17 protein-coding genes and 1 riboswitch are annotated in these 14,747 nt (G+C 69.9%); all 17 genes read left to right on the top strand.

Annotation, left to right across the window (positions count from 1 at the left end; all coding sequences use genetic code 11):
• Positions 1 to 106 precede the first annotated feature (106 nt).
• Positions 107 to 664 carry a DUF721 domain-containing protein gene (locus RIB45_RS07075; protein WP_350049540.1) on the top strand — a complete coding sequence of 186 codons (558 nt, stop codon included), beginning with the start codon at positions 107 to 109 and terminating at the stop codon, positions 662 to 664.
• A gap of 103 nt (positions 665 to 767) precedes the next feature.
• On the top strand, positions 768 to 1,409 hold the full coding sequence (locus RIB45_RS07070; RefSeq protein ID WP_350049539.1) for a DsbA family protein: 642 nt from the start codon (positions 768 to 770) through the stop codon (positions 1,407 to 1,409).
• A 149-nt stretch (positions 1,410 to 1,558) separates the two neighbouring features.
• Entirely contained in the window at positions 1,559 to 5,218 is a 3,660-nt protein-coding gene (locus RIB45_RS07065) for an AAA family ATPase (protein WP_350049538.1), read from the top strand.
• 108 nt (positions 5,219 to 5,326) lie between these two features.
• Positions 5,327 to 5,704 carry an AtpZ/AtpI family protein gene (locus tag RIB45_RS07060; RefSeq protein WP_350049537.1) on the top strand — a complete coding sequence of 126 codons (378 nt, stop codon included), beginning with the start codon at positions 5,327 to 5,329 and terminating at the stop codon, positions 5,702 to 5,704.
• A gap of 75 nt (positions 5,705 to 5,779) precedes the next feature.
• Positions 5,780 to 6,511: a F0F1 ATP synthase subunit A gene (locus RIB45_RS07055; protein ID WP_350049536.1), complete on the top strand. Its 732-nt coding sequence runs from the start codon at positions 5,780 to 5,782 to the stop codon at positions 6,509 to 6,511.
• A 127-nt stretch (positions 6,512 to 6,638) separates the two neighbouring features.
• Positions 6,639 to 6,863, top strand: coding sequence for a F0F1 ATP synthase subunit C (locus tag RIB45_RS07050; RefSeq protein ID WP_350049535.1), 225 nt, complete (start codon positions 6,639 to 6,641; stop codon positions 6,861 to 6,863).
• Between the two features lie 153 nt (positions 6,864 to 7,016).
• The gene (locus RIB45_RS07045) at positions 7,017 to 7,610 is read left to right on the top strand and encodes a F0F1 ATP synthase subunit B family protein (RefSeq protein ID WP_350049534.1); all 594 of its coding nucleotides are present in this window, start codon (positions 7,017 to 7,019) and stop codon (positions 7,608 to 7,610) included.
• Positions 7,611 to 7,616: 6 nt separating this feature from the next.
• The gene (locus tag RIB45_RS07040; protein ID WP_350049533.1) at positions 7,617 to 8,111 is read left to right on the top strand and encodes a F0F1 ATP synthase subunit B family protein; all 495 of its coding nucleotides are present in this window, start codon (positions 7,617 to 7,619) and stop codon (positions 8,109 to 8,111) included.
• 153 nt (positions 8,112 to 8,264) lie between these two features.
• Positions 8,265 to 8,600 carry a hypothetical protein gene (locus tag RIB45_RS07035; protein WP_350049532.1) on the top strand — a complete coding sequence of 112 codons (336 nt, stop codon included), beginning with the start codon at positions 8,265 to 8,267 and terminating at the stop codon, positions 8,598 to 8,600.
• Between the two features lie 3 nt (positions 8,601 to 8,603).
• Positions 8,604 to 9,098, top strand: coding sequence for a GNAT family N-acetyltransferase (locus tag RIB45_RS07030; RefSeq protein WP_350049531.1), 495 nt, complete (start codon positions 8,604 to 8,606; stop codon positions 9,096 to 9,098).
• Positions 9,082 to 9,501, top strand: coding sequence for a secondary thiamine-phosphate synthase enzyme YjbQ (locus RIB45_RS07025; RefSeq protein ID WP_350049530.1), 420 nt, complete (start codon positions 9,082 to 9,084; stop codon positions 9,499 to 9,501). Before RIB45_RS07030 ends, RIB45_RS07025 begins: the two co-directional genes overlap by 17 nt.
• 48 nt (positions 9,502 to 9,549) lie before the next feature.
• Positions 9,550 to 9,670: riboswitch (TPP riboswitch) on the top strand.
• A 91-nt stretch (positions 9,671 to 9,761) separates the two neighbouring features.
• Positions 9,762 to 10,511, top strand: a complete 750-nt coding sequence (locus RIB45_RS07020) for a hydroxyethylthiazole kinase (RefSeq protein ID WP_350049529.1) — start codon at positions 9,762 to 9,764, stop codon at positions 10,509 to 10,511.
• Positions 10,508 to 11,221: a thiamine phosphate synthase gene (thiE, locus tag RIB45_RS07015; protein ID WP_350049528.1), complete on the top strand. Its 714-nt coding sequence runs from the start codon at positions 10,508 to 10,510 to the stop codon at positions 11,219 to 11,221. The genes RIB45_RS07020 and thiE overlap by 4 nt, the downstream gene beginning before the upstream one ends.
• Complete coding sequence (thiD, locus tag RIB45_RS07010; protein WP_350049527.1) at positions 11,218 to 12,030, top strand: bifunctional hydroxymethylpyrimidine kinase/phosphomethylpyrimidine kinase; 813 nt, start codon at positions 11,218 to 11,220, stop codon at positions 12,028 to 12,030. The genes thiE and thiD overlap by 4 nt, the downstream gene beginning before the upstream one ends.
• Before the next feature lie 49 nt (positions 12,031 to 12,079).
• A complete protein-coding gene (locus RIB45_RS07005; protein ID WP_350049526.1) occupies positions 12,080 to 13,189 on the top strand; it encodes a TRAP transporter substrate-binding protein in 1,110 nt (369 codons plus the stop codon).
• Between the two features lie 86 nt (positions 13,190 to 13,275).
• Positions 13,276 to 13,995, top strand: coding sequence for an ABC transporter ATP-binding protein (locus RIB45_RS07000; protein ID WP_502882560.1), 720 nt, complete (start codon positions 13,276 to 13,278; stop codon positions 13,993 to 13,995).
• Positions 13,992 to 14,741, top strand: a complete 750-nt coding sequence (locus tag RIB45_RS06995; RefSeq protein ID WP_350049523.1) for an ABC transporter permease — start codon at positions 13,992 to 13,994, stop codon at positions 14,739 to 14,741. The genes RIB45_RS07000 and RIB45_RS06995 overlap by 4 nt, the downstream gene beginning before the upstream one ends.
• The last annotated feature ends 6 nt before the right edge of the window (positions 14,742 to 14,747 follow it).

The raw sequence follows: 14,747 nt of genomic DNA, 5'->3' as shown, positions 1-14,747 counted from the left end.
GAATCGCCTTGGAGCGTCTTGAGAATGGGCGCCGGCCTTTCGCCGTCGCCCGGCGCGTGTGACTATAGCGCCTGCAGCCGGTTTGACGAGAGGTCGCGCCCGCGTCATGAGCGACGAGTCCGCCCGCCCTTCCCCCTCCGCGAAGAAGCGCGACGACAAGCGCCGCGGCGGCGTGCGCGCGATCGGCGCATTGGCCCCGGCGCTGACCAAACAGGCGATCGGCAAGCGCGGCTTCACCAGCGCGACGATCATCACCGACTGGACCAAGATCGTGGGCGCGGAGCTCGCCCGCCAGTCCCAGCCCGACGGCCTCCGCTTCCCGCGCGGCCGGCGCGACGGCGGCGTCCTCAGCGTGCGGGTGGACGGGCCGCTCGCCACGGAACTCATGCATCTGGAGCCCTTGGTGGTGGAGCGCATCAACACCCATTTCGGCTACAAGGCGGTCGAGCGGTTGAAGCTCATTCAAGCGCCGATCCGCCGCGCCGGCGCCGACGCTCCGCGCAAAGCCGCGCCCAAGCCGCTGCGCGCCTTGAGCGAGGCGGAGGAGCAAGCGCTTGAGGCCCGCGTCGCGCATATCGAGGATCCGGAGCTGCGCGCGCATCTAAAGCGCCTTGGGCGCAGCGTGATGCGCCGCACTCTCGCCGCAAAACCCGATCAGGGTTAGCGCCTCGGGCGCGGGGTCCTGTTGCGGTTGTCGGGCTGCGGCCCCGCCCCTATACTCCGCGCCGCTTCGACGGACCCGGCAGTTTCGAGGAGACGCCAGCGCCATGACCGAGATTTCCGCCCTCACCCGCCGCCGCTTCCACGGTCTCGCCCTGGGCGCCGGCGCGGTCGCGCTCGGCGCCGCCGGGCTCGTGCGCCCGGCCTACGCCCAGGCGCGCTCCGTCGAGGAGATGATGCAGGACCGCGTGCTGGGCGATCCGGACGCGCCGGTGACGATCTACGAGTACTCCTCGCTGAGCTGCCCGCACTGCCGCGCCTTCCATCAGGACACCCTGCCGCGCCTCAAGAGCGCCTATATCGAAGCCGGGCGCGCCAAGCTGATCTATCGCGACTTCCCGCTGAACGGCCCGGCCGTCGCGGCCTCGATGCTGGTGCGCTGCGCGCCGGAGGATCGTTTCTATCCGCTGCTGGAGACGCTGTTCGATCAGCAGCCGGAATGGTCGACCTCCCAGGACGTGCTCGGCGCGCTCGCCCAGATCGGGCGTTTCGCCGGCATGTCCGCGGGCGAGATCGACGCCTGCTTCCAGAACGAGGCGCTGTTCGCCGCGCTGCGCGACAGCCGCAACGCCTACGCGGACGAGTTCGAGATCAGCTCGACCCCCACCTTCATCATCGGCGACGAGAAGATCGTCGGCGCCCAGCCGTTCGAGACCTTCGCCGACGCGATTGAGGCCGAGGCGACCTGACGCGAGCCGGGCGCGCCGGTCGAGCCGCCCCTTGCGGGTCGTTTAGAATCGGGCCTCACTGACCCAGCCGCCCGGCTTTCGGGCGGGATTCCGTCGTTTTTTGGCGCACCGTCTCGGAGCGCCGGCCGCAGCATCGGGATTTCCAGCGGGTGGATTTCAAAAAGATCAGACTGCACGGGTTCAAGTCCTTCGTGGACCAGACCGAGCTCCTGATCGAGCCGGGGATCACCGGAGTCGTCGGCCCTAACGGCTGCGGCAAGTCGAACGTCATCGAAAGTTTGCGCTGGGTGATGGGCGAGACGTCGGCCAAGCGCATGCGCGGCGGCGAGATGGACGACGTCATCTTCGGCGGCTCCTCCACCCGCGCCCAGCGCAATTCGGCCGAAGTCTCCGTCGTGCTGAACAACCAGGAGCGCGACGCGCCCGCCGCCTACAACGACGTCGACGAGATCGAGATCACCCGACGCATCGACCGCGGCCAGGGCAGCACCTACCGGATCAACGGGAAGGAGGTCCGCGCGCGCGACGTGCAGCTGCTGTTCGCCGATCTGGCCTCGGGCGCGAATTCCACCGCGATCGTCAGTCAGGGCCGCGTGGGCGCGCTGATCGGCGCCAAACCGACCGAGCGGCGCACGCTGCTGGAGGAGGCCGCCGGCATCCGCGGCCTGCATTCCCGCCGGCATGAGGCGGAGTTGCGCCTGCGCGCGGCGGAAGCGAACCTTGAGCGTCTGGAGGACGTCATCGGCGCGCTGGAAAGCCAGAGCGCCGGGCTGCAGCGCCAGGCGCGCCAAGCCAACCGCTATCGCCGCATCTCCGAGCAACTGCGCCGGCAGGAGGCGATCCAGCTGCATCTGCGCTGGACCGCCGCGCAAGCCGCGGTCGAGGTCGCCAAGGCTCGCCTGCAGGAGGCCGAACAGGCGGTCTATGAGCGGACCGAGGCGGCGGCTTCGGCGGCGAAGCGTCAGGCCGACGCGCAGACCGCCTTGCCCGAGCTGCGCAGGCAAGAAGCCGAGGCCGCGGCCGAGCTGCAGCGCCTGAAGCTGGCCGAGCGCGAGCTGGATCAGGAGGAGAACCGGCTCCTCGAACGCCAGGAGACCTTGACGCAGCGCCTCGAGCAGCTCGCCGCGGATATCGAGCGCGAGGGGCAGTTGAAAAGCGATGCGGAAAGCGCGCTGGAACGCTTGGCCGCGGAGCGCGCCGAGATCGCAGCCGCCCAAGCCGGCGAGGCTGAGGCTGCGGAGGCCGCGCACCGCGCGCGCGAGGCCGCCGACGCCGCCGTCGCGGGGAAGGAGGCGGAGCTTCAGGAGTTGACCGAGCACGTCGCCGGCGTAGACGCCCAGCGCGCCAGCCTCACGCGCCGGATCGAGGAAGGCCGCCAGCGGCTTGAGCGCATCGCCGCACGCCGATCGACGCTGGCCGAGGAGCGTCGCGGGCTGGAGAGCGACGTGGCGCAGGCCGGCGACATCGAGGGCGCGCGCGCCGCCGCGGAAGCCGCCGAGGCGGCGCTCGCCGAAGCCGAGGCGGCCAGCGCCCGCGCCGACGAGGAAAGCGCCGCAAAGACCGACGCGGCGAGCCGCCTGCGCGACGAGGTGGCGGAGGCGGAACGCACCAGCCGTGAGGCGATCGAGACGGCGATCGTCGAGGCGCGTCGCCGGCTGGACGAGATCGAGCGCGCCGCGCGCGATCGGGTGAGCCAAGCGGACAAGGCGCACTCGGCTCTGGCGACGGAGGAGCAGACGCTCTCCCGCCTGCTTGCGCGTGACGCGGAGGATCAATACCCGCCTGCGATCGACAAGGTGACGGTCGACGGCGGCTTCGAAGCCGCGCTGGGCGCCGCCTTGGGCGAGGATCTGGACGCCGCGCTGGAGGAGGCCGCGGCGAGCCATTGGCGCGATCTGCCGCCCCTGAGCCACGCGCCGGAATTGCCGTCGGGCGCGACGCCTTTGTCCGCCTATGTCCGCGCTCCCAAAGCGCTGGCCCGTCGGCTCTCGCAGATCGGCGTGGTCGCGGCCTTCGAGGACGGCGAACGGCTGCATCCGGACTTGGCCCCGGGCCAGCGTCTGGTCAGCCGCGACGGCGGCTTCTGGCGCTGGGACGGGCTGACCGTGCGGCCCGGCGCGGAGACGCCGGCCGCCCGACGTCTGGAGCAGCGCAATCGTCTCGCCGAATTGACGGAGCAGCGCGCGGAGGCGGAGCGAGCGCTGGAGCGCGTCCGCACGCAAGCCGAGGCGGAACTGGCCGAAGCCCGCGCCGCCAACGAACGCGCCGCCGAGGACGCCCGCGCCAAGGCCGAGGCCGACATTCAGGCGATGGTCGAGGCGCGCGACGCCGCCTTGGCCGCCGAGAGCGACGCGGTCGAGGCCGCCCGGGCCGCCCGCAGCGCCTATGCGCAGGCTTTCCAGGCGGTGAACGACGCGCGCCAGGAGCTCTCGACCCTGGAAAACAGATCCGCCGCCGCGCGCTCGCGTCTCGACTCGATAACCGAGGAGGAGGAGCGCCTCGCGGCCGACGAGGTCGAAGCCAAGGAGACGATCGACGCGGCCGACAGCGCGCTGAAAGTGTTGGAGGACCCCAGCGCCGCGCGCGAGCGGGTGGCGCGCATGCGCACCCAACTGGCCGAGCTGCGCACCGACCAAGTCGAGAAGCGCGGCGCGCACGAGCAGCTAAAGCGCGAGGCGGAGGCGCGCGCGCGGCGGCTCGAGTCGATCTCGGGCGAGGAACGCGGCTGGCGCGAGCGTGCGGAGGGCGCCGGCCGGCGCATGGCGGACCTGGACGCGCGCAAGACCGAGGCGGAACAGGGCCTGGTCGAGATCGAGAGCCGCCCGGCCGAGATCGCCGCCCAGCGCGACGGCCTGCTGACGCAGATCGCCGAGAGCGATACCCGCCGAAACGCCGCCGCCGAGGCGCTGGCCAAGGCCGAAGCCGAGCAGGTCGAGGCCGACCGAGACCTGCGCAGGGTCGAAGGCGGCCTCGCCGAAGCGCGCGAGATCCGCGTGCGCCGCGAGGCGGAGGTCGAGACGGCCGAGCAGGCCGCGGGCGTGGTCGCCGATCAGATCGCCGAGAAGCTGGAGGTCCGCCCTGACGAAGCGCTGGGGATTGCGGAGCTGGAAGAGGACGCGCGCCTGCCCGCGCTAGACGAGGTCGATTCGAAGATCGAGCGGTTGAAGCGCGAGCGCGACAATATCGGTCCGGTCAATCTGCGCGCCGAGCAGGAGGCCAGCGAGCTTTCCCAGCAGATCGAGAGCATGACCAACGAGCGCGAGGATCTGCTGGCCGCCATCGCGCGCCTGCGCCAAGGCATCAACGCCCTGAACCGCGAGGGGCGCGAGCGCCTGCTGGCCGCCTTCGAGAAAGTCGACGCCCATTTCCGCGAGTTGTTCGTCCGCCTGTTCGGCGGGGGCGAAGCGAAGCTGACGCTCACCGAATCCGACGATCCGCTGGAGGCGGGTCTGGAGATCATGGCGAGCCCGCCGGGCAAGAAGATGCAGATCCTCTCGCTGCTGTCGGGCGGGGAGCAGGCGCTGACGGCGCTCGCCCTGCTGTTCGGGGTGTTCCTGACCAACCCCGCGCCGATCTGCGTGCTGGACGAGGTGGACGCCCCGCTCGACGATTCGAACGTGGATCGCTTCTGCACGCTGCTGGACGAAATCGCCCACAACGGGACCACGCGCTTCCTGATCGTCACCCACCACCGCCTGACCATGGCGCGGGTCGATCGGCTGTTCGGCGTCACCATGGCCGAACGCGGAATCTCCCAGCTCGTCTCCGTCGATCTGACCCAGGCCGTCCGACTGCGCGAAAGCGCCTGATTTCGGGCGTTCCGCGCCTTGACGGGGCACGGGGCGGCGCCTATTGTGCGCCCGCGCTCGGGAGGGGGTGTTTTCTATCCCGACGCCGAGAGAAGGTGACAGGCCGCGATGAATGACGGGAGCGGCGGGGACGACGATTTCGAACGCCGATTGAAAGCCGCGCGCGCGCAGTACGACGCGACGCACAACGCCGATCGGTCGAAAGACGGCGCCCCGAAGACGCCCTGGCAAGGCGCGGCCTACGCCCTGCGGATCGGCAGCGAGCTGGTCGCCGCGCTGATGGTCGGCGTCGGCGTCGGGTGGCTGCTGGATCGCTGGTTGGGGACGGGACCGTGGTTGATGGTTCTGTTCTTCTTTCTCGGCGGCGGCGCAGGGGTGATGAACGTGTACCGGCTGGTCGAGGGCAAGGACTCCGCGATCGGCTGGCGGCGGCCGACCAAGGGATCGGGCGTTCGGGACGACGTAGACGAGGACAAGACGGGCTGACCAAGCCTGTCGCGGATTCAACGGCGCCGGCCGGGCGATCGAGGCCCGCCGGCGCAGCAGCGAATGGGGTGACCAGTGGCCACTAGTCCGCTAGAGCAGTTCACGATCAAGCCGATCATCGAGCTTCCCTCCGGGCTCGACTACACCAACTCGTCGCTGTGGATGACCATCGCGGTGATCACGGCGACGGCGTTCCTGGTGGGCGGCATGCGCAAGCGCGAGATGGTGCCGGGCCCCTGGCAGTCGATGGCCGAGTCGGTCTACGAGTTCATCGGCAACATGATCCGCGACAACGTCGGCAGCGAAGGGCGGAAGTACTTCCCGCTGGTCTTCACGATCTTCATGTTCGTGCTGTTCGGCAACGCGCTCGGCATGATCCCGGGCTCCTTCACCTACACCAGCCACATCATCGTCACCTTCGCGATGGCGATCTTCGTGTTTCTGTTCGTGACGCTGGTGGGTCTCTTCAAGCACGGGCTGCATTTCTTCAGCTTCTTCGTGCCCGAAGGCGCGCCGAAGTTCCTCTACCCGCTGATCATCCCGATCGAGATCATCAGCTATCTCTCGCGGCCGATCAGCCTGTCGGTGCGTCTGTTCGCCAACATGGTGGCCGGCCACACCATGCTTAAGGTGTTCGCGGGCTTCGTCTTCGGCCTCGGCGCGGCGACCTTCGGCGTCGGCGCGCTGCTGCCGCTCGGCCTGAACGTGCTGCTGATCGGGTTCGAGTTCATGATCGCCTTCATTCAGGCGTACGTGTTCACGATCCTGACCTGCCTCTATCTCAACGACGCGCTGCATCTGCATTGATCGGCGCGGCGCAGAAGATCGGGCGCGCGCTTAAGACGGCGCGTCCGCAACCGTCCCGCGGGAGAGGCCTACAACCGAATCCCCTCGCCCGTGGGAGCACCCTTGAAAGAAGGAAAGGACTAGTCTCATGGAAGTCGAAGCCGCCAAGATGATCGGCGCCGGTCTTGCCTGCATCGCGCTTTTCGGCGTGGGCATCGGCATCGGCAACATCTTCTCGTCGCTGATCTCGTCGGTCGCGCGCAATCCGGCCTCCCGCAGCCAGGTCTTCGGCCTGTCGATGCTGGGCTTCGCGCTGGTCGAGGCCATCGGCCTCTTCGCGCTGCTGATCGCGTTCCTGATCCTGTTCACCTGATCGGGCGGCGGCGGGCGCGCGGACCTTGTAGGGATCGCGCGCCCGTCTGCCTTATCCGCGCGGCGCGCCTTCGTCGGCGCGCCATCACGGACCGTCCTGTACGGGACTTAAAACGGACTGTCCTGTACGGGACTTAAAAAGGCCGGATTGATCATGACAGCCTTCAATCATATCCGCACGGCGGGCGCGGCGGCGCTGATCGCCTTCGCAAGCCCGATCGGCGCGGCGCTGGCCGCCGAACAGGGCGGCGGCGTCGGCATGCCGCAGCTCGACCCGTCCTCGTTTCCCAGCCAGCTGTTCTGGCTGGTGGTCAGCTTCCTGGTGCTCTTCCTGCTGATGTGGAAGGTCGCCCTGCCGCGCGTCGGCGAGGTGATCGAGCAGCGCCAGCAGAAGGTCTCCGCCGATCTGGAGCGGGCCGAGAAGTTGAAGGAAGAGGTCGAGCAGGTCACGGCCGAGTACGAGAAGCTTCTCTCGGAGGCGCGCGCCTCCGCGCAGGAGGAGTTCCGCCGGACGCAGGATCAGCTGAAGACGGAGTACGACAACCGCATCGCCCGGCACGACACCGAGCTGTCCGCCATGATCTCGGAAGCCGAAGGCCGCATCGCCGACGCCCGCAAGGACGCCATGGCCGAGTTGCAGAACGTCGCCGAGGAGATCGCCGCCGAGTCGGTCGCCAAGCTGACCGGAAACAAGCCCGAGGGCGCCGCCGTGAAGAAGGCGGTCCAAAGCGCGGCGAAGGAGGCCTAAGGGATCATGGAAGACTCGCTGCTGCAGAACACCACCCTTTGGGTCGCCGTCTCGTTCGTCGGCTTCGTGGCCCTGATGGTCTGGAAAGGCTCCGGCGCGGTGAAGGGGGCGATCTACGGCCGGATCGAGCGCATTCGCGCGGAGATCGAGCAGGCCGAAGAGCTGAAGGAAGAGGCCAACCGTCGCCTCGCCGAGGCCAAGAAGGCCCAGCGCGACGCCGAGACCCAGGCCGAGCAGATCGTCGAGAACGCCAAGAAGGAAGCCGCCGCGATGAAGAAGGAGGCGCAGGCGCGCCTCGAGGAGACCGTCGCGCGGCGCGAGGCCCAGGCGAAGGACAAGATCTCCCAAGCCGAGGCCAACGCCATCCGCGAGGTCCGCGGCAAGGCCGTCGACATGGCGATTCTGGCGGCGCGCTCGGTGATCGCCGACCAGATGTCCGGCCCCGCCGGCGCCAAGGCGATGGACGACGCGATCCAGTCGGTCTCGACCCGGCTGAACTGATCTCCTTCCCCTCGGAAGGACGCTGAAAAGGCCGGCGGCGCTCCGCCGGCCTTTTTCGGCGCCGCGCTCCCTCTCTCCCTTCACGCTCCGGGCCCGCGGGCGGGTGCGGGGTTCTTATTGCCCGCGCGCGCGATTTCCCTCAGACTCGCGCTTATGCCTTACGTGTCGCGCGACGAAGACGGCCATATTTCGGGAATCGCGGACAAGAGCGCCCCGCACGCGCGGGAGTTCCTGCCCAACGATCATCCCGAGGTGCTGCGCTATCTGCGCGGCGCCAGCCCGCAGGCGATGCGGGCCACGCTGTCCGACAGCGACACTGACATGGCGCGGATCACCGAGGACATCCTCGACGTGCTGATCAGCCGAAACATGATCAATTTCACCGACCTGCCGGTGGAGGCGCAGCGCAAGCTGGTCGCGCGACAACGCATCCGCCGCAACCTGTCAGCGCTGAGCAACCTCGTCACCGACGACGACGACATCATCTAGGCGATGTCAGGGCGGTGGAGCCTGCGCCGTGCGCGACCCGAGGACGCCGCGACGCTCGCCGCCCTGGCGGCGGAGGCCTTCGCGCCTTACATCGCGCGCATCGGCCGGCGTCCGGCGCCGATGGATGCGGACTACGCCGCCGCCGCGGCCGCCGGGCGGGCCACGGTGGCGCTCGACGCGTCGGGCGCGGCGGCGGGCTTCATCGTCGCCCGGCCGAGCGAAGACCCGCGCCGTTGGATGATCGAGACGATCGCCGTCGCGCCGAGCCTGCAGGGACGCGGGCTGGGCCGACGCCTGTTGGCCGCCGCGGAGGCCGACGGCAGAGCGGCAGGCGCCCGGATCGCGACGCTCTACACCAACGCCGCGATGACCGAGAACCTCGACTTTTATCCGAGGCGCGGCTATCGCGAGACCGATCGGCGGCGCGAAGACGGCTTTGAGCGTATCTATTTCGAAAAGAGCCTCGGGGCGGGAGAAGACGATGCGCCAACACTCTGAGGAAGTGCAGGTGGAGACCCGCGGTCCCGGCTTGCTGGAGATCACCCGGCCGGTCGAAGACGCGGTGCGCGCGGCCGGGATCGCCGAGGGCCTGCTGACCCTGTTCTGTCGCCACACCTCCTGTTCGCTCACCATCCAGGAGAACGCCGACCCGGACGTCCAGCGCGACCTCGAGGATTTCTTCGCCCGCCTCGTCAGCCGCGACCCCGCGCTCTATCGCCACACGACCGAAGGACCGGACGACATGCCGGCGCATATTCGCAGCGCCCTCACCCAGGTGCAGCTTTCCATTCCCGTTGCCGACGGGCGTCTGCAGCTGGGGACCTGGCAGGGGATTTATCTGTTCGAGCATCGCGATCGCCCGCATGGGCGGCGCGTGGCCCTGCACCTCATGGGAGAGTAGCCCAGCGCGCCCTTGCAAAAGAGCGCGGACTGTTTACCTTCTAGTTCAGACATCTCGTCGGGGTGCCCCCAGTTTGGAGCGAGGGGCTGAGAGGCGCGCACGCCGCATGCGCCAACCCGTGGAACCTGATCCGGCTAGGACCGGCGTAGGGAACGGAGATCGCCTCGCTTCTTTCACGAGAACTTGGGATCGCCGCCCCGCCCCACGCCAAGGTCGCCCGCCGGATCGACGCCGGCCGAAGGAGGGCCTGGGCTGCGATCGTGCCGTTGGACGCCCCCGCCGATCGATTGCGCGCGGCCGCGAACGCGCTGGAGCGTCTGCGGGCCGCCGCGCCGAGGGTCCATGTCCTAACCAACGTCGCGGCTGCGACGTTGAGCGCCAATGCGCTTCTGGCCTTGGGCGCGACCCCGTCGCTGACCGACGATCCGGACGAGACGGGGGACTTCGTGCGCACGGCCGGGGCGCTCGCCGTCAATCTTGGAACCCCCGATCCGCGCCGAGACCGGGCGATCGAGACGGCGGTCGACGCGGCCGGCGCCGCAAAGATCCCCTGGCTTCTCGATCCGGTGATGATCGAACGCGCGCCCGCGCGCCTGGCCGCCGCCCGGCGCCTGACGGCGCGCGGCCCGGCGGTCCTGCGACTGAACGAAGCGGAGCGCGCGGCGCTGTTCGACGGCGCGCAGGCGCCGCGCTACCACGGCTGCCTGGCCGTCAGCGGCCAGACCGATCAGTTGCGCTTGGGCGACCGGCGAGCCGCGGTGGCCAACGGCACGCCGCTGTTCGCGCGCACGACCGGAACCGGGTGCGCGCTCGGCGCGGCGACCGCCGCGTTTCTGGCGGTCGAAGCCGACCCGCTGCAGGCGGCGCTCGCCGGCGCGCTGGCCTTCGGGATCGCGGGCGAGCTTGCGGCCGAGCGCGCGCCGGGTCCGGGCGGCTTCCCGGCCGCGCTGCTCGATGCGCTGGCCGCGCTCGACCCGGAGACCGTTCAGACGCGCGGGAGGATCGCATGACCGCAAACCGGCGCCCGACCCCTGTGGATCTGTCGCTCTATTTCATCCTCGGCCCCGACCATTGGGGCGAGCGCGACCCGGCTTGGCTGGTTCGCGAAGCCGTCGCGGGCGGGGCGACGCTGGTGCAGCTGCGCGCCAAGCAGACCGGAACTCGCGAGATGATCGAGATGGCGCGGGCGCTAAAACGCGCCCTGGCGGGGACGGGCGTCCCGCTGTTGATCAATGATCGCGCGGACGTGGCGCTGGCCGCCGAGGCCGACGGGGTGCATGTCGGGCGCGACGATATCGCTCCCGCCGACGCGCGGCGGCTGCTGGGTCCGGACGCCGTCGTCGGGGTGACCGTGAAGACCCCGGCGGAGGCCGACGCCGTCGACCCTCGCGTCGTCGACTACGCATCCGTCGGCGGGATCTTCACCACGCTCAGCAAACGCAATCCAGATCCGCCGATCGGCCTCGCGGGGTTGCGCGACAGGGTCGCGCGCATCCGCGGCGTCGCACCGGGACTGCCGATCAGCGCCATCGCAGGCGTCAACGCGACCAACGCGGAGACCGTCGTACGGGCCGGCGCCGACGGCGTCGCCCTGGTCAGCGCCGTCGCCGCCGCGGCCGATCCGCGCGCCGCGGCCTGGTCTCTCGCCGTCGCGGTCGCCGCCGCCAAGGCGACCCGCGCCGCGCCCTCCCCCCCAAAACAAGAAGAGGTCGACCCATGAGCACCCCGATCGCATTGACCGTCGCCGGCTCCGACTCCGGCGGCGGGGCGGGAATCCAGGCCGACCTGAAGACCTTTTCCGCCTTGGGGGTCTATGGGTGTTCGGTCGTCACCGCCTTGACCGCCCAGAACACTCAAGGCGTCAACGGCGTGTTCGACGTCAGCCCGACCTTCGTGCGCGCCCAAATGAAGGCGGTGTTCGAGGACATCGCGGTGGACGCGGTCAAGATCGGCATGCTCGGTCGCGCCGACGTGATCGAGGCCGTGCGCCTCGATCTGAAACGCTACAAGCCGAAATGGGTCGTGCTCGACCCGGTGATGATCGCGAAATCGGGCGATCGCCTGCTGCACAAGAACGCCATGAAGGCGCTGTTGAACGATCTCGTCCCGATGGCCGACGTCATCACGCCCAACCTGCCGGAGGCCGGGGCTCTCCTGAAGCTGAAAGAGCCGATCACCGATCCCGACCAGATGGCCGCGGCGGCTAGGAAACTGCTGGCGCTCGGGCCGAAGGCGGTGCTGCTGAAGGGCGGACATCTGACAGGGGACAGCGCGTCAGACCTGCTCGTCACCGAAGAGGGAGAAAGCGAATGGCTGCCCGGGCGACGCTTTCAGACCAAAAACACGCACGGCACCGGCTGCACCCTTTCGGCCGCGATCGCCGCCGGCCTCGCCAAGGGTCAGTCGCTGTCGGACTCCGTCAAGCAGGCCAAGGCCTACATCGCCAACGCCATCGCCATGGCCGACAGCCTGGAGATCGGGCGCGGCCACGGACCCGTCCATCATTTCCACGGCCTCTGGCAGCAATAGAGGCTGAGACTCCCTCGATCCGACAGACCGAAAGGCAAGGAGGATCCCGATGACCGACACGCCCACCGCCGACCGCCGCCGCTTCCTCAAAGGCGCGGGGCTGTCCGTCGCGGGCGTCGGCGCCCTGTCTGCGCCCCTCGCCGCGCCGACCGTCGCACGCGCCGACGCGCCGATCCGCTGGCGCATGGTCACCAGCTGGCCCAAGAACTCGCCCGGCCCCGGGACCAGCGCCGCGCGCCTCGCCGAGCGCATCGAGAAGGCCGCGGACGGGCGCCTTCAGATCGAGCTTCACGCCGCCGGCGAACTGGTCCCGGCCTTGGAGGTGTTCGACGCGGTCGCGCAGGGCGCGGCCGACATGGCGCACACCGCCTCCGTTTACTGGACGGGCAAGAACCGCGCGGCGTCCTTCTTCACAACCGTGCCTTTCGGCCTCAGCTCGCGCGAGCACGCGGCCTGGATCTATCACGGCGGCGGCCAACAGCTGTGGGACGATCTCTACGCCGACTTCGGCCTGAAGGGCTTCATGGCCGGGGAGACCGGCATGCAGATGGCCGGCTGGTTCAAGCGGCCGATCGAAAGTCTGGAGGATGTGAAGGGCCTGCGCGTGCGCATCGTCGGGCTGGGCGGCGAGATCTTGCGCCGTATGGGCGGCGCGCCGGCGACGCTGCCGGCGGGCGAGATCTTCACCGCCCTCCAGTCCGGCGTAGTCGACGGGGCGGAGTTCCTGAACCCCTGGATCGACGAGGCTTTCGGCTTCTACAAGGCCGCGCCCTACTACGCCTGGCCCGGCTTCAACAAGCCGAACGGCACGGGCGAACTGCTGGTCGCGCGCGACAAGTACGACGGCCTCCCCGAAGATCTGAAGCTCGTGGTGGAGGAGGCCTGCCGGGCGGAGCACGCCTACGCGCTGGCCGAAGCCGACTGGAAGAGCGCCGCAGCGCTGGATCGCCTTGAGAGCGAGCGCGGCGTCACCCTGTTCCGCATGCCCGACGACGTGATCGCCGAAGCCCGCCGTCTGGCCGATCCGGTCGTCGAAGAGGCGATGGCGGACGAGCGCCTGGGGCCGAAGATCCTGAAGAGCTACCGCGCGGCGCAGGAAACCGCCCGACGCTGGTCGTCGGTCGGCGTCAGCGCCTACTTCCAGGCCCGGGCGGCCTGAGCGCGACGATGGGCCGCTCCCCCGGCGTCACCGTCGACGGCGCACGCCTCCGCTTTGCGGCGGACGCTGTCTTCGACTCCCTGGACATGAGGATCCCGGCCGGCCGTTGGACCTGCCTGCTGGGTCCCAGCGGCGTCGGCAAGACGAGCCTTTTGCGATTGATCGCCGCCTTGCCGGCGGAGGGGGCGGAGATCGCCGGGCGCGTCGCGGCGGACGACGGCGCGCCGCTTGACGGGCGAATCGCCTACATGGCCCAGCGCGATCTGCTCGCGCCCTGGGCGAGCGTCTTGGACAACGTGCTGTTGGGCCCGCGGCTTCGCGGCGAGATGCGCGGGCCTGCAGGGCGCGCGCTGAAGGATCGGGCGATGGCGCTGCTCGACGCCGTCGGCTTGGCCGATCGCGCCGGCGCGCTGCCGGCGGAGTTGTCCGGCGGCATGCGCCAGCGCACGGCGCTGGCGCGGACCTTGATGGAGGATCGCCCGGTCGTATTGATGGACGAGCCCTTCTCGTCGCTTGATGCGCTGACCCGCCACCGCCTCCAGGCGCTGGCCGTCGATCTGCTGGCGGGCCGCACCGTCCTGCTGGTGACGCATGATCCATTGGAGGCCTTGCGCGTCGGCGACCGGGTGGAGGTGCTGACGGGCCGACCCGCGCGCCTCGCCCCCGCCCCGATCGAGCCGGGCGGATCGACGCCGCGCGCCACCGACGATCCGGCGATCGCGGCGCTGCACGGCCGGCTGCTGGAACGGCTGGCCGCCGGCGACGGACCCGATCCGCCGACGGCGGCGCGGGAGGCGGCGGAATGAGCCCCGGCGTCGTGCTGCGCCCCGTCACGTTGACGCTGGGCCTGCTGCTGGCGTGGCAGACGATCGTCTGGCTGACCGGCGCGCCGGCCTTCATCCTGCCCGGCCCGCTGGCCGTCGCCGAGGTGCTGATCGACAAGCCGGCGCTGCTGGCGCGCCACGGTCTGGTCACGGCGGCGGAAATCCTGATGGGCCTAGGCTTGGGCGCGATCCTCGGCGCGGCGAGCGCGCTGAGCCTGAGCGCCTTTCGCCCGGCCCGACGCTGGCTGATGCCGGTCCTGGTGGTCAGCCAGGCTTTGCCGGTCTTTGCGCTGGCGCCGATGCTGACGCTCTGGTTCGGCTACGGCATGGCCAGCAAGGTCGCGATGGCGACGCTGATCATCTATTTCCCAGTGACCTCGGCCTTCTATGACGGGTTGAAGCGAACCGATCCGGGCTGGCTCGATCTCGCCCGGACGATGGGCGCGTCGAAGGCCGCAACGCTGATGCATCTGCGGTTGCCGGCCGCGTTGCCCGCCTTCGCCTCGGGCCTGCGGGTGGCCGCCGCCGTCGCGCCGATCGGCGCGGTGGTGGGGGAGTGGGTCGGCTCCTCTGCGGGCCTCGGCTATCTGATGCTGCACGCCAACGCGCGCATGCAAGTCTCGACCATGTTCGCGGCGCTGGTCGTCCTCGCCGCCTTCTCGCTGATCCTGTTCTTCCTGGTGGACCGGGGCTGCCGACGCCTGGTCCGCTGGCAACCCGAAAGATGAGGTATC

Source organism: Marivibrio sp. (genome assembly GCF_040218065.1).
Classification (GTDB): domain Bacteria; phylum Pseudomonadota; class Alphaproteobacteria; order UBA8366; family Aestuariispiraceae; genus Marivibrio.
The sequence above is the reverse complement of the archived record's forward strand: the minus strand, read 5'-3'. Positions and strand labels throughout refer to the sequence as shown.

Excerpts from the sequence above, each read along its gene's own strand:
- RIB45_RS07060 (WP_350049537.1), top strand. The coding sequence starts at position 5,327 with ATGAATGACGGGAGCGGCGGGGACGACGATTTCGAACGCCGATTGAAA.
- RIB45_RS07035 (WP_350049532.1), top strand. The coding sequence starts at position 8,265 with ATGCCTTACGTGTCGCGCGACGAAGACGGCCATATTTCGGGAATCGCG.
- RIB45_RS06995 (WP_350049523.1), top strand. The coding sequence starts at position 13,992 with ATGAGCCCCGGCGTCGTGCTGCGCCCCGTCACGTTGACGCTGGGCCTG.
- RIB45_RS07075 (WP_350049540.1), top strand. The coding sequence starts at position 107 with ATGAGCGACGAGTCCGCCCGCCCTTCCCCCTCCGCGAAGAAGCGCGAC.
- RIB45_RS07040 (WP_350049533.1), top strand. The coding sequence starts at position 7,617 with ATGGAAGACTCGCTGCTGCAGAACACCACCCTTTGGGTCGCCGTCTCG.
- RIB45_RS07070 (WP_350049539.1), top strand. The coding sequence starts at position 768 with ATGACCGAGATTTCCGCCCTCACCCGCCGCCGCTTCCACGGTCTCGCC.
- RIB45_RS07000 (WP_502882560.1), top strand. The coding sequence starts at position 13,276 with ATGAGGATCCCGGCCGGCCGTTGGACCTGCCTGCTGGGTCCCAGCGGC.
- RIB45_RS07045 (WP_350049534.1), top strand. The coding sequence starts at position 7,017 with ATGACAGCCTTCAATCATATCCGCACGGCGGGCGCGGCGGCGCTGATC.
- RIB45_RS07025 (WP_350049530.1), top strand. The coding sequence starts at position 9,082 with ATGCGCCAACACTCTGAGGAAGTGCAGGTGGAGACCCGCGGTCCCGGC.
- thiD (WP_350049527.1), top strand. The coding sequence starts at position 11,218 with ATGAGCACCCCGATCGCATTGACCGTCGCCGGCTCCGACTCCGGCGGC.
- RIB45_RS07005 (WP_350049526.1), top strand. The coding sequence starts at position 12,080 with ATGACCGACACGCCCACCGCCGACCGCCGCCGCTTCCTCAAAGGCGCG.
- RIB45_RS07030 (WP_350049531.1), top strand. The coding sequence starts at position 8,604 with ATGTCAGGGCGGTGGAGCCTGCGCCGTGCGCGACCCGAGGACGCCGCG.
- thiE (WP_350049528.1), top strand. The coding sequence starts at position 10,508 with ATGACCGCAAACCGGCGCCCGACCCCTGTGGATCTGTCGCTCTATTTC.
- RIB45_RS07050 (WP_350049535.1), top strand. The coding sequence starts at position 6,639 with ATGGAAGTCGAAGCCGCCAAGATGATCGGCGCCGGTCTTGCCTGCATC.